At 44.8% G+C, this 13,286-nt stretch carries 11 protein-coding genes; 1 reads left to right on the top strand and 10 read right to left on the bottom strand.

Features of this window, described 5'->3' with window-relative positions; genetic code table 11:
• Positions 1 to 144: 144 nt before the first annotated feature.
• From arsC to QUA70_RS10125, 7 genes are all read right to left on the bottom strand, one after another.
• Positions 145 to 540 carry an arsenate reductase, glutathione/glutaredoxin type gene (gene arsC / locus QUA70_RS10155; RefSeq protein ID WP_006633827.1) on the bottom strand — a complete coding sequence of 132 codons (396 nt, stop codon included), beginning with the start codon at positions 538 to 540 and terminating at the stop codon, positions 145 to 147.
• A 54-nt stretch (positions 541 to 594) separates the two neighbouring features.
• Positions 595 to 1,254: an arsenical resistance protein ArsH gene (gene arsH, locus QUA70_RS10150; protein ID WP_333346760.1), complete on the bottom strand. Its 660-nt coding sequence runs from the start codon at positions 1,252 to 1,254 to the stop codon at positions 595 to 597.
• Between the two features lie 7 nt (positions 1,255 to 1,261).
• Positions 1,262 to 1,972: an MIP/aquaporin family protein gene (locus QUA70_RS10145; protein ID WP_333330624.1), complete on the bottom strand. Its 711-nt coding sequence runs from the start codon at positions 1,970 to 1,972 to the stop codon at positions 1,262 to 1,264.
• Positions 1,973 to 2,073: 101 nt separating this feature from the next.
• The gene (locus QUA70_RS10140) at positions 2,074 to 3,102 is read right to left on the bottom strand and encodes a PstS family phosphate ABC transporter substrate-binding protein (RefSeq protein WP_333346763.1); all 1,029 of its coding nucleotides are present in this window, start codon (positions 3,100 to 3,102) and stop codon (positions 2,074 to 2,076) included.
• A 116-nt stretch (positions 3,103 to 3,218) separates the two neighbouring features.
• Positions 3,219 to 3,578 (bottom strand): metalloregulator ArsR/SmtB family transcription factor, encoded by a 360-nt coding sequence (locus tag QUA70_RS10135; RefSeq protein WP_333346766.1) that lies wholly within the window; start codon positions 3,576 to 3,578, stop codon positions 3,219 to 3,221.
• A 99-nt stretch (positions 3,579 to 3,677) separates the two neighbouring features.
• Positions 3,678 to 3,932, bottom strand: a complete 255-nt coding sequence (locus tag QUA70_RS10130) for a hypothetical protein (protein WP_333330615.1) — start codon at positions 3,930 to 3,932, stop codon at positions 3,678 to 3,680.
• A 177-nt stretch (positions 3,933 to 4,109) separates the two neighbouring features.
• Positions 4,110 to 4,784, bottom strand: a complete 675-nt coding sequence (locus tag QUA70_RS10125; protein ID WP_006633833.1) for a HEAT repeat domain-containing protein — start codon at positions 4,782 to 4,784, stop codon at positions 4,110 to 4,112.
• A 268-nt stretch (positions 4,785 to 5,052) separates the two neighbouring features.
• Here QUA70_RS10125 and QUA70_RS10120 point away from each other — a divergent pair, with 268 nt between their 5' ends.
• On the top strand, positions 5,053 to 7,512 hold the full coding sequence (locus QUA70_RS10120) for a CBS domain-containing protein (RefSeq protein WP_333330610.1): 2,460 nt from the start codon (positions 5,053 to 5,055) through the stop codon (positions 7,510 to 7,512).
• A 229-nt stretch (positions 7,513 to 7,741) separates the two neighbouring features.
• On the opposite strand, the gene QUA70_RS10115 is transcribed toward QUA70_RS10120, so the two are convergent.
• The 3 genes from QUA70_RS10115 to QUA70_RS10105 form a co-directional block, all read right to left on the bottom strand.
• Positions 7,742 to 10,099, bottom strand: coding sequence for a polysaccharide biosynthesis tyrosine autokinase (locus tag QUA70_RS10115; protein WP_333330608.1), 2,358 nt, complete (start codon positions 10,097 to 10,099; stop codon positions 7,742 to 7,744).
• Between the two features lie 1,036 nt (positions 10,100 to 11,135).
• The gene (locus QUA70_RS10110; RefSeq protein ID WP_333346770.1) at positions 11,136 to 12,566 is read right to left on the bottom strand and encodes an MFS transporter; all 1,431 of its coding nucleotides are present in this window, start codon (positions 12,564 to 12,566) and stop codon (positions 11,136 to 11,138) included.
• A gap of 205 nt (positions 12,567 to 12,771) precedes the next feature.
• Positions 12,772 to 13,068, bottom strand: coding sequence for a Uma2 family endonuclease (locus QUA70_RS10105; protein ID WP_333330602.1), 297 nt, complete (start codon positions 13,066 to 13,068; stop codon positions 12,772 to 12,774).
• Positions 13,069 to 13,286: the final 218 nt, after the last annotated feature.

Genomic DNA, 13,286 nt, shown 5'->3' with positions numbered 1-13,286 from the left:
TTAACAGGCTTTCCGGCCTGTTCCACAAGAAAATTTATCTCCTGTGGAACAGGCCGGAAAGCCTGTTCATAAAAAACTTGTTGAAAATGGTGCAAGATCTCAGTTAAAACCGACAAGACAAGGGTGATAATTTTGAGCCTAATCTTACTTTAGAGAGTCAACTAATGTTTCAACTCGTGCTTTAATTTCATCTCGCACGCGGTGAAAAGTTTCGATGGGTTGTCCGTCGGGATCGTCGAGTTGCCAATCTTCAAACACTTCTCGCAATACCCACGCTTCGGGTAAATTCACGCCGCAGCCGCACAGAGAAATTACTGCATCGTAGTCTTCTGCATTGAATTCGCTTAAGGGGTTTGATGTTTGATCGGTGATGTCAATGCCGATTTCTGACATGACTTGAATTGCTGTCGGATGAACTCTGCTTGATTCTAACCCGGAACTGGTGACTCCAATCTTGCCGGCTCCGATGGTTTTAGCGAATCCTTCTGCCATTTGCGATCGGCAGGAGTTTCTTTTGCAAACAAACATTACTTTTTTCATGGTTTTTGTTGATTGTTAGTTGTTAGTTGTTAGTTGTTAGCGCCCCGGCGGTTTCTAAGCGCCCGGTAATTCAAGGGCGCGATTTGCTAGTGCGATCGCCTCTTTAGCGGCTTGTTCTTTGCGTTCGCTGTAGCGATCGGTCAAATAGTCGGTTTGCTCCCGTAACAGCAAGGTAAACTTGTACAGTTCCTCCATTACGTCGATCGCGCGATCGCGAAAAGGCGAATCCTTCATCGTCCCATCTTCATTAAACTCCTGATAAGCCTTAGCAACCGAAGACTGATTCGGAATCGTAAACATCCGCATCCAGCGGCCCAAAATTCTCAAAGTATTGACCGCATTAAAAGATTGCGAACCACCGCTAACTTGCATCACCGCCAAAGTTCGGCCTTGAGTCGGTCTGACAGCCCCAATGCTTAAAGGAATCCAGTCAATTTGATTTTTCATAATGCCGGTAATATTGCCGTGCATTTCTGGACTCGACCAGACTTGACCCTCCGACCAAAGACTCAGTTCCCGCAATTCTTGAACCTTCGGATGGGTATCGGGAACGCTGCCGTAAATCGGCAGTTCTAGAGGATTGAAAACTCGAACTTCGGCACCGAAACCCTCAATAATTCTCGCCGATTCTTCCGCCAACAAACGGCTGTAAGAACGCTCTCTTAAAGAGCCGTATAGAAACAAAATTCTCGGTTTGTGCGTAAAACTTGTCATGATACTTTCAATTAAAATCCCGAAATCCGTTCGACAGTTCCCGATAAACTGCTACTGCTAATTGTGCTCCCCAAATCGGAGCAACCCAGTAAAGCCAATGGTGTTCCCAAATGCCGCCAACTAAAGCCGGGCCGAGCGATCGAGCCGGATTCATGCTCGCTCCGGTAATTGGCCCCATAAATGCGGCTTCCAGTCCTACCGTTAACCCAATTGCTATTCCTGCAAAACCGATGGGAGCGCGCCTATCTAATCCCGAACCTAAGATAACAAACATTAAGATAAACGTCAATACTGTTTCTAGGATTAGAGACTGTAACCAGTTACTGTTGAGAGGAACTGTTGCACCGAGATTTGCTACTTTTCCTAAAGTAATTAGCAGCACTTGAGAAGCTGCGATGGCCCCCGCACACTGGGCCAAAATATAGGGCAAAACACGTTTGCTTGGAAAAAAGCCGCTCGCCCAGAAAGCTAATGTTACAGCCGGATTCAGGTGGGCGCTGCTAATATGACCGGTAGCATAAATCATCGCGGCTACAACTGCTCCAAAGACAAAACTGATGCCTAAATGAGTAACAGCACCCTGGCTAATTTTGTTAACCATCACCGCGCCGGTGCCAGCAAAAACCAGAATAAACGTACCGACGAATTCTGCGATTGCTTCTCTCCTGCACTCTGGTGAGAACAAGCTGCTTGCTGTCTTATAAACTGACTTGAACATTGAGTCGATCCGTGATAAATTTACCTCTCTTGTTAGATTTTAGTTACCAATCTAGATTTACAGCTAACAAGCTAAAACATTTGACAGATGACCACTGATACCTAAAAAGTTGCCTGCTGCCTCAATAACTCCCCAATTGTCGAGTCAAGCTGAGCTTTTCCACCAAAAACTGTCCCCACCTTGCCATTGTAGAAGTGCTGATAAATTAGTTGATAGCCTTGTTTTGGTAAAGGAATATAACCCACAGAACTCACTAAGGTGGGAGCTTTATTCATATAGAATTCTACAAAGTTGCGTAGTTCTACTTTGTTTTGAGCCAAGTTGTAGTTGACATAGATAAATAGAGGTCGTGCCAGGGGCTGATACTGACCTTTTTCTACAGTTTCGCGGGAGGGCAACACTGCTCCTTTGCCTCTGTCAATACCTACAGCTTTCAATTGACTTTGGTTGTCTTCGTAATAGGAAAATCCAAAGTAACCTAAAGCATTTTCATCTTTACTAACTCCTTGCACTAAAACTGTATCGTCTTCACTCGCTGTATAGTCGGTGCGGCTGGCTTTCGCAGTACCTACTGTTGCCTCTGTGAAGTAATCAAATGTACCGGAATCTTTGCCTGCACCGTAGAGGGTTATCGGTCGGTTTGGCCAATTGGGTCGAATCTGATTCCAGCGGGTAATTTTTCCTTGGGCGGCGGGTTCCCAAATTTTTTTCAATTCCTCTACAGTAATGTCTTTAGCCCAGTCATTTTTGGGATTGACTACTACTGTGAGCGCGTCAAAGGCGACAGGTAATTCGTAGTAGCGGATGCCAGCTTTCTTGCAGGCTTCCATTTCCTCCGGGCTGATGGGTCGCGAGGCGTTGCTGATGTCAGTTTCGCCCGCACAAAACTTTCTAAATCCGCCGCCCGTGCCGGAGAATTCAACAGTAATTGATGCTTTTTTGGGATTCGTATTTTGATATTCTTTTGCCATCGCATCCGTAATTGGATACACGGTGCTGGAACCGTCTATTTTAATGCTTTGCGATTCTGGCGACTGGACTTGTCCGCAGGAGTTGAGAAGCCCGATCGCACCTATGGTCAAAGCAATTATACTTAGTGCGGAAACCTTGGGCTTTTCTGCTGGGTTCATTGACCTCACCCAATGCCATAACTAAGGGGTACACTGGAATCATATCAATAAAAATTGATATGTCAAGTATGAGGGAAGACAAACAGGCAATAAACCCATTAAGAAATGTTGATGGGTTAATCTGCGTCAGAACAAGGGCGCGCCGGCAGGATCTGGCTGAAGCGGCGGTATTCCGCGAGGTACTGTTCGAGGGCGACAAACTGGGCTAAATTGATGCTGTAGTAAATCCAGCGGCCTTCTTGGCGGCTGCGGACTAAAGCTGCATCCTTCAAGGTTTTGAGGTGAAAAGAGAGTTTAGGCTGAGGGACTCCAAGCCGATCGCACAATTCGCAAACGCACAACTCCTGTTCTCGCAGCAACTCCAAAATCTGAATCCGCAGGGGGTCAGAAAGAGCGTGAAAGCCGGAGGAGACAAGTTTTTCCGAAATCTGTCGTTGTGAAATGCGATCGGGCGCAGCCGTAGAATTTTTAACCATCAATTATTTTGAAAACATCCATACAAAACATCATAGTTTCTCAAGTTTCATCCCAGAAAATCAGTGCATTCACCATCGACAGATCCTTGGGAGTGGATATTACTTCGGAGTCTGTACCCGGGCCGGCACATCAGTGAGTCCGGCTTTTTGCATCAGCGAAATCACCCCTATAGATAAAATTCCCCCAATAATTGCCCCGACAACTACCAGGATAATAAAGACTTTTTGCAGAGTTTTTTTAGTTGCCGGGTGGTACTGTTTCGGCAATGCTTCACCTTGCTCGTCAACTTCTTGCTCCAAGGGGTCTAGCGGATTGGAGGGATTTGAGTTAAAGGGATTGGGGGCTTGATTCATGATTAGTTTGGGTTAAAGGAGATTGACAACTATTTTAACTTGCGATTTAGCCTCGCAGCTTAAATAATACATTCTGGTTTTACTGAATACTCTATAAATTTTATTAAGATTGCTAAAATACGGATTAACCCGGTTTATTGAATAAACCGGGTTTTTCTACATACTAAAAGTTTTATGTCACGCTTCTGCTTTTGACAGGCGATCAAGAGAAATTGTTGCCGCCTTAGATACTTGAGAATTACTATCTTTTTCTAAGTATTTTAAAGCCGAAACGCTCTTAACACTCGGCAAATTGCCCAAAGCTTCAGCCAGCCTCTGGCGAATCAGCCAATCTTCCGACTGAGCAAAATTGAGGATGCGATCAATCGCCCCAATTTCCTTAATTTCCCCCAAAGCCGAAATTGCCGCCTGCTGAATCACCACTTGCTCGCTGTCGAGAGCTTTCAGCAGCACATCGCGAGCCCGGGGATCTTTAAGATTCCCCAGAGAAACAGCAGCACTGAAGCGCACCAGCCATTGAGTATCTTCGTAAAAAGCCCGCACCAAAGCATCAAAAGCTCGGATATCTTCCAGATAGCCCAAAGCACCCGCAGCGTCAGCGCGAATGCCGTAATCTGGGTCTGTTTCTAGCAATTTGACTAGAATGGGATAGCACTCTGCTGTCGGTTTGACCCCAAGAGCAAACACAGCCATCGATCGCACCTGCAAACTTTCGTCGTTCAACACCTTTTTAATCAAAGGCACCGCCTCTGCAGCAGGCACGTTCCGCAAGTTGGCCAAAGCCACCATTCGATCGGCTGAATTTTGGCTTTCTAACTTGGCTGCAATTTGCTCTAAGCTTAAAGTTGTCATTATGGATAAATCTTGTAGTAAAACTTTACATTCGGGTTATTTTGATTATAGGGGAGTCTCAGGGGAAAAGCAGGCAGTAAAAACCGCCCAAGGATTTGAGATCAGTAAGATTGCGGATTAGTGACACCATTAATCTAAAGCTCAGATTGTATAGAAATAATCAATTAGAAAGTCTATTATTTAAATCCCAAGCACAGGCGAGGTGTTTCTGCCGTTCCCTAAGGCTTTGCCCGATAGTTAGCCGCCCTCTGACAACCTGCAATCAACTATGCCGTTCTACCACCCGCCCTTTTACTCCTCAGCCTTAGAACAAGCGATCGATCGCTACCCCCTAACTGCCGGGCCAGAAACTTCCTTAGCAGTGGCGATCGCCCTGATGAGTCAGTTGCAAAACAGTTGTCCCCTAGTCAAAACACCTGTACCCTCAGACCGGGGGGTGATGACCGAAACATCCGCGCCGGAAAAGGTGCGTGCCCGCTGCGTGTTCGTCGTGCAGAACCAGCAGACTATTATCACAGGCAACTTATCCGACAACCCCAGCCGCGGGCTGTTAATCGGCATATTAACTCCCGCCGACCTAGTGAGGCTGATAGCTTCTGGCACAATAGACAGCCAGCACAAAGTAGGTCTGCACAAAATACCAATTTCCGAAGTGATGTCTCCGTTGCCTGTCTCCCTCACAGAATCCGATGACCAAGACGTGTTTACCGCTTTATCCTTATTTCGCCAGCACAAGATTCGCTATTTGCCGATCGTCAATCAATTTCGCCACTTGGTAGGAGTGCTGACACGGGAAAGAATTCGCCAAGTATTGCAGCCTTCAAACATTCTTAAATTGCGGCGGGTAGCAGAATTAATGACTACGCCAATTACAGCGCCCCACACCGCCTCGCTGCTGAGCATAACCGAACTGATGTCAGAGCATCAAGTCAGTTGTGTCGTGATTACAAAAAACAAAGAATTAACAATGGAGAAGCCCAAAGATGACTATACCTCCATTTTTCACTATTCTTTTCACCAACCCCTGGGAATTATTACCGAATATGACCTTGTGCAGGCACAGTTTCTTGAACTAAATTTCCAGCAAACCCCAGCTCAAAAAGTCATGAGAACTCCCCTGCAATTTCTTCAACCTTCCGATTCCCTATGGACGGCGCACAAAGAAATGGAGCAGCAACAAGTGCAGCGGTTGGTCGTGTGCGGGGGACGCGGAGAACTGTTGGGAATTATTACTCAGACCAGCTTGCTCAGAGTCCTCGATCCCACCGAAATGTACCGAGTTGTCAAACAGTTGCAGCAGTCGGTTTATCAACTCCAAGCCGAAAAAGTGGAACTGTTGCAAAGCCGCAACGCCAAACTAGAACAGCAGGTGCGGGAACGGACTGCAAAACTCCACGAACAATTGCAGCGCGATCGGCTGTTAACTCACATTTCCTTGCGGATTCACCAATCCTTAAACCTCGAAGAAATTCTCAACGCCAGCGTCGATGAAGTCCGCCAAGTTTTGCAAGCTGACCGAGTAGCAATCCTGCATTTAGAGTCCAGCAATTACGGCATTGTAGTGGCAGAATCCGTTGCCGAAAATTGGCTTTCAATCTTGGGAGAAATCCTGCCGGATAATATTTGGCAAGAATCTGCTTCGGTGATCGAACAGGAAATTTATGCCGTCCCCGACATCGACCAAGCCTGTTTGAGCGCCGAAAAATATGCGCGGTTCCAGCAAGCGCAAATCAAAGCTTATTTGATTGTACCAATTTTGCAAGACGGCAATTTGTGGGGGATGATGTGTGTTCATCAGTGTTCCCAATCCCGTCAGTGGCAACCTTCTGAAGTGGATTTGCTGCTGCAACTGGCAACTCAAATCGCGATCGCCATTCAGCAAGCCCAACTCTATCAGCAAGTCCAAAATCTCAACACCGACCTCGAACGCCAAGTCCAAGAACGCACCGCCGAATTGCAACAAAAAGTTCACGAACTCCAGCATTTAAACGTCCTCAAAGATGAATTTCTCAGCACAGTTTCTCACGAACTGCGGACGCCTTTAGCTAATATAAAAATGGCTATTCATATGCTGAGAGTTTCTCCCACACCAGAGCGACGCCAGATTTATCTAGAAATTTTAGAAACAGAATGTACTAGAGAAACAGATTTGATTAATGCTTTGCTAGATTTGCAGCGGCTCGAAGCTGCAACTTGTCCGATCGACCTCGAACCAGTAGACTTAGAAGTCTGGCTGCCTACTATTATCGACCCGTTTTACACCCGGGCCCACAACCGTCACCAGGATTTACGAGTAGAGTGCGATCGCCACCTCCCCACGATCAGTTCCAACCGCGCTAGTTTGGGACGAATTTTAGCCGAACTCCTCAACAATGCCTGCAAATATACGGCCAATGACGGCGAAATTTCTCTGAAAGTCGAGTGCAAAAACGGAGACGGCGAACAAGGAGGACAAAGGAAAAATTCGCGACAAGCAAGTGCTGTGGCTTCACAAATCCAATTTACACTCAGCAATCAATCGTCGATTTCCATAGAGGAATTGCCTCGAATTTTTGAGAAATTTTATCGAGTTCCCAACGCCGATCCTTGGAAACAAGGAGGTACAGGTTTGGGTTTAGCTTTGGTTCAAAAACTTGTCGAACAGTTGCAGGGAAAAATTGAGGTTGAAAGCAGGAATGGCTGGACTAATTTTATAGTCACATTTCCTACCAACCCGGATGGAAATTAGTCCGCCATCAGTCAATTTTAGATTTTAGATTTTACATTTTAGATTTTAGATTTCGGCCTAAGAGGTTCGCCGAGCGCTTAGTCAAGCCGCGCTCAGTCGAACGATTTTCGATTTTCGATTTCCTCCACAGAGGAATCTGGGAGTTTGAACAAGAGTCTAAAACTTTGGGAGTTCCATGACTCCTGTCAGGGGCTTGTATCCTTTTTTTTGGGGTCAGCTTTTTTGGGTGTCACTCTTTTTTAGGAGCTAGTTTGCGGATACGAGACGGTGCTGGTGTCAAATTCAAATATTCATTTTTATCTTCAACAACTGATGATCTAGATGCTGGATACTTCTTGCGTTTAGAGGCATGATTCGCAACTGTGCCCAAGCATGGTATGCCAAAATTTTCTAATTGACTGAAAACTTTTTGGACTAAAGAAAAGGGAACCTGGCGAATTGCTACAACCATCAGTATTCCATCGGTGCGCGCCGCTAAAAAATTCGTATCTTTACTGTCCGCCAGCGGCGGCGTATCGTAGATAACTAAGTCAAATTTTGCCTGAAGTTCTTCCATTAAATACTGCATCTGAGATGATGCCAGCCGTCTGGCAGTACCAGGCTCCGGGAGACCGGCAGTTAATACAAAAAGATTATCTGCTAGATGCGATCGTTGGATAATTTCATTTGGTTCGTTTTTATTGTCGAGCAAGTTGCTCAATCCCTTGACATTAGGCACTTCCAACAGCAAGTGCAGGCTGGGGGAATGCAAATTCGCGTCTACTAACAGCACTCGCTGACCCGCCAGCGCTGCCACGTGAGCTAAGTTTAAAGCAACGGTAGATTTGCCTTCGCCAACTGTAGCCGAACCAATTGCCAAAGAGCGAATCGTTCGATTTGAAGAAAGAAAGCGGATATTAGTATAAAGAGAGTCAAAAGCTTCTATAAATTCCGCAGCAATTTTCTTATTACCCTCTTTTCCTTCAAGATAAGCATAGGCATTAGCAATAGAAGGCGGCAATTTTCTAGCATTTTTGTCAAGAGGAATTGCTCCCAATAAAGGCGATTCAACAGCATCTTTAACGTCATCAGCACAGTAGAAAATATTGCGGAACTTTTCAATGAGGATAGCCGATCCCAGACCCAAAACTAGCGCTCCAACAACTGCCATCAAAAATTTGTTTTTAGCTTTCGATGGAACTGTCATCAACTCGCCCTTCTCATCTCGCGGTATCCGTGGTTCAGAAATTATTTCCCAAGGTACTTGGCTTTGAGCTGCTTGGACGCGCAGATTTTCCCGCTGGCTTAAAAGTTGATCACGGGTGCGGGCGGCTACTTCTAATTGCTGTTGCAGTTCGTTGTAGCGGCGGGCTATGCTGGGGAATTCTGTTGCTTGCCTGTTTAAATTGTTTTTAGTTTGGGTGATTGCTTGAAGGCGAGATTCTAAGACTTCAACTTGGTTAGCAGTATCAACCAATTGTTTAATCAAGCCTATGCGAATAGAATTTTGAAAATTCTGAACTTTAGAATTAGCTTGGGTGCCTACTAAATTTTGCCCCAAAATTCGATCAGTTTGCTGGTTGAGCAAAGCTACTAAATTTGCCCGCTTGCGCTCTAAAGCTTCCACTATAGGGTTAGCAGATTTAAAACGAGCTGTTTCTACAGCAATCTGCCCTTCTACTTCCTTAACCTTGGTCAGCAACTCTTTATATTGAGGTTCTTCGCTTAAAGCTGAAGCGGCAATAGCTTCATTGGGTGTAAAATCTAATTGTTTTTGCAAGTTAGCGTACAGCGTTTTCTGTTCTTCCAGTAGCCTTTGAGTTTCTAACTCTAAAGTTTCTACGGTGCGAACTTGCGCGATCAATTGCGCGCCTTGTTCTTGAGGGTTGGTAATCTTTTGCTGCTGCTGTATAACCTGTAACTCCGACTTCAGGTCGTTTACGCGCTTATTGAGTCCCGGAAGCTGGTCTTCAATAAATTTAACACCTTCACCAATCCGAGTCTTGCGTTCATCAAGACTGTACTTTAAATATTTCTTTTTAGTTTCTTGTAAAACGAACTCAACAAATTCAGGCTCATTCCCCAGGAAGCGAACTTCCAAAATTTTAGTCAGCGTCATCTGATCTTCTCCCATCCGCACAACGACTAATTCTTTTTGAAGAAGTTTCTCGGTAAATTTTGGATATCGTTTTTGGACTTGTTTAACAATAGCCGACAGCATCTGAGGACTCTGGAGAATTTGAAGTTGAGTTGCGTAGTCCAAACTAAAAAAATCTCGATTAGGTACTCCTCCCCCCTCGGTGCGATTGGCGAGGGCAGCGGGGTCAGCAATTCTGGCCTCCGTTGTCACGGGTTCCACTAGCATCCGAAAATCGCCTTGATATGTTTTCTTGCCTCCTTTGATCTGATAATAAGCTCCAGCGCCTACTAGACCTATAATCCCAATAATGATTAGGGCTTTTCGCTGAAAAGTCCTCAACAACGGTTTTAGATTCAATCCTTTCTGAGGCTGCGCGCTTAACTCTTCTCCCTCGTCAACGGAAAATTGCTGCACCTGTCGGCTCTGGTTGCTAATGGGTACGATATGAGCGTCCTGTTCTCTTTCCATGTTGACCTCTTTGATATTTTGGGGGTAAAATCAGCTTTGTTCTGCGAGCCTTCTAGTTGATACTTTGAGCATTGGCTTAAGGATATCACAGGAGATTCTTGGTTGGTCGAGCCCAATTCCTTCTAATAGTTCTCACGACTTTCACATAGTATACAAAAATAACTAAATCCCTATGCTGTGCCGGCTGCAAAAGTTATTTTACAACTTCTGGAGAGTTGTATCGGACTGCATTTGGATCTGCTGCGTTGTGCTTGTATGTAGGGTTTCCGGGCGACGAAGCACACTTTTTCCGGTGTCGCTCAGCTTCGCGGTAGGGGGCGCAATAACTTTACCAAACTTTTACAATTGACTGTAACACCTCAGCCGTCGCTTGCGCTGGTATTGCTTTGTAATCTATGACCTTTTTCGGTTCGCAGTCCACGGCAGAAGCATATGTTAACTTACTCGTTAACTGACAGGCTAAAACGTTTGGCATTTTCCATGTAGATATAATTAGTAACATTCAGCAAATTTTTGGAACGGCAACTAATCGAATCAATTTCCGAGAAAAATTTGTCTCTTCTTTTAATTATAAACTTTTTGAGTAGCTGGATGACTGTGGAAGTTTATAGACTTACTCGTCGTCGCCACTATATCACACACTACTCTCAATAGTCCGCGACAGACATAAAATTTAATAATTTGTGTTCTCAAACTCGATCGACATCTCGAACAACTCAAGCCTTGTGGGTTTGTCTACCGGGGTGGATGGCGCTACGCGATTTATATTTTTTAGTAAAAAAAACTAAGTTTCTGGGTTGCGGGACTCTTACTAAAACTATCGCTTTTGTTCGCCCTCCAAGCAAGCTATAGCAATCCTTTCGGTAAAAGCGCAACAGGCTTTTTTTTGAACTAACCGATGAAAGAGGATGATACACATTCTTAAGACAAAAAAAGAGTTAGCACCTGATGGGAGGATTGCTATTGATATCGCCCGACTTAGCTATTTGTAGTTGTTATTTTTTGATGTTACTAATTACCAAATACTAATTACAGGTTACGAATTTTGTGCTTTTCTTTCTCGAAGTTTCAACAAAATTTCTGCATGAACTTCGCGGGTTATCGGATAAAAATATGTGAGAATCATGCCAGCAATTAAAGCAATTGTGGGCAGTGGCCCGATCGCAACTCGAATGGCAAAGAGCGCAGAATCTGGCTGTACGGGTGCCGGCTGTCCGGGAACTGTAGAGAGAAATCCAGCTCTTTCTAATGCTTGGCCTACCAACCACAAACCCCCTGCCAATCCGATTTTTTGTAGCAGTACCATGAATGAATAGAAAATGCCTTCGCGTCTTTCTCCGGTTTGCAGTTCGTCGAGTTCGATCACATCCGGTATCATCGACCAAGGTATAAGATAAGCAGTGGAAACTCCGACACCTGCCATGACGGCTAGCAGGTACATCTGGACTACTTGTCCTGGTTGCAGGAAAAACAGTCCAGCTTGGGCAATAATCCACAAACTCATGCCCATAAAATATACGGCTTTTTTGCCGTATCTTTCGCTGACTTTACTCCAAACAAATAGCATGATTAATGCAGTGCCTTGAACTGCGATCGCAACCAAGCTAAAAACGTACTGGGGCTGTTGCATCCAGTTAACAACAAAGTAGGGAATAATAGTAGCAGTCAACTGCACTCCCAGCCAAGAAAAAAGATAAATTCCAATTACGTACAAAAAAGGGCGATTGCTAAATGCAATCTGCAACTGTTCTTTCAGTGGTAAGGATGTAGAATTATCTAGTTCTGCGTTTTCTAATAGTTGGGCGGCGACGCGCTTGCGAGTTCCCCAAACGCACCAGTACAAAGGCAAGACAGAGATAACTGCACAGATTGCACCTAATACAAAATATTGTTGATTCGGGTTGTTGGGAAATACAGCAAAGATAATTAGAGCTAAGATTAATGAAAAGATGCTGCCGCCAATTGAGAAAGCAAAGCGAAAACTATTAAGGCTAGTGCGTTCGTTGTAGTCTTGAGTAAGTTCTGGAGTCAGAGCAGTGTAGGGAAGATTGACAGCCGTGTAAGCGGTGTTGAACAAAATGCTGATCGCAACATAGTACCAAAATAACACTGTGTGATCCCTGCTAGGTACAATCCACTGCAATAAGAAGAATATGCCGAAGGGAATGCCACCATATATTATCCAAGGATATCGGCGGCCCCAAGGGTGAGAAGTGCGATCGCTCAAAACCCCCACAATCGGGTCGTTTATCGCATCCCAAACCTTGCCAACTACCAAAATATTGCTGGCTAAGCCGGCAGGTAAACCAGCGACATTGGTAAAGAAAACTAGGAGGTAAAATGCCAAAACATTAGCGGTAATTGCTGGGCCGAGGTCGCCGGCACCATAAGCTAATTTTGTTGAGAGGCTGAGTTTTTGTGTGGCGGGATTGTTGGCGGCTGCTTGAGGCGGGGAAGTGTTGCTCATAAACTTTGATTTCGGGGCTATTTTGCAGGTGGGGGCTTTGTAGTAGGAGTATAACTCGCGCTAGACCCAAATACTCAATTTTTTGTAGCGATCGGGATTATTCTGAAGAATTGGTAATTGATAATTGATAATTGATAGGTTGGTGGGGGCAGGTTTACGAGATTATTTGTCTTAGGCAATTATTCTGGGTAAAACCTGCCCCTACTTAAGGAAACAGTTGGGAAATCTGAACTTCTATGTCTGGAAATGCCAGCATTGACAAAACATCATCTTCATTAAATACTGTTTCTTGTCGGTAGTTGGCCTCGCCCGGTTCGCGAAAAACATAAACTTGCCGCGTGTTAACATCAAGTATCCAATAATCAGTAATTCCCCCCTTAGCATAAGCCGGTGCTTTCCGCTTGCGGTCTGTTTCTAAAGTCGTGTCAGCTATTTCTATTAATAATAAAATATTGTCTGGTGCGGGATGAAAATTTTGGTACAGCCGAGGGGCGATTTGCACGCTCAGCAATATCAGGTTCGGGTTCTGAATTTATACTTAGAGCGATCGGGTCTTGGATGCGAATTAAAGCAAGTCCTGCCAGCAGACTTCTTAGATAGGGCTTGCTGAATAATCGATCGCACATCAAGAATAAGAGCGATCGATATATTCAAGCTCGATTAAAGATAAGTTTTTTCGGCATTGATTTCACCCAATTATAATTGTAGATTATCTTCAAC

The organism is Microcoleus sp. LAD1_D5 (assembly GCF_036702115.1).
Classification (GTDB): Bacteria; Cyanobacteriota; Cyanobacteriia; order Cyanobacteriales; family Microcoleaceae; genus Microcoleus.
The sequence above is the reverse complement of the archived record's forward strand: the minus strand, read 5'-3'. Positions and strand labels throughout refer to the sequence as shown.

Bases quoted from the DNA above. Each gene is read 5' to 3' on its own strand.
- arsC (WP_006633827.1), bottom strand. From the start codon at position 540: ATGAAAAAAGTAATGTTTGTTTGCAAAAGAAACTCCTGCCGATCGCAA.
- arsH (WP_333346760.1), bottom strand. From the start codon at position 1,254: ATGACAAGTTTTACGCACAAACCGAGAATTTTGTTTCTATACGGCTCT.
- QUA70_RS10145 (WP_333330624.1), bottom strand. From the start codon at position 1,972: ATGTTCAAGTCAGTTTATAAGACAGCAAGCAGCTTGTTCTCACCAGAG.
- QUA70_RS10140 (WP_333346763.1), bottom strand. From the start codon at position 3,102: ATGAACCCAGCAGAAAAGCCCAAGGTTTCCGCACTAAGTATAATTGCT.
- QUA70_RS10135 (WP_333346766.1), bottom strand. From the start codon at position 3,578: ATGGTTAAAAATTCTACGGCTGCGCCCGATCGCATTTCACAACGACAG.
- QUA70_RS10130 (WP_333330615.1), bottom strand. From the start codon at position 3,932: ATGAATCAAGCCCCCAATCCCTTTAACTCAAATCCCTCCAATCCGCTA.
- QUA70_RS10125 (WP_006633833.1), bottom strand. From the start codon at position 4,784: ATGACAACTTTAAGCTTAGAGCAAATTGCAGCCAAGTTAGAAAGCCAA.
- QUA70_RS10120 (WP_333330610.1), top strand. From the start codon at position 5,053: ATGCCGTTCTACCACCCGCCCTTTTACTCCTCAGCCTTAGAACAAGCG.
- QUA70_RS10115 (WP_333330608.1), bottom strand. From the start codon at position 10,099: ATGGAAAGAGAACAGGACGCTCATATCGTACCCATTAGCAACCAGAGC.
- QUA70_RS10110 (WP_333346770.1), bottom strand. From the start codon at position 12,566: ATGAGCAACACTTCCCCGCCTCAAGCAGCCGCCAACAATCCCGCCACA.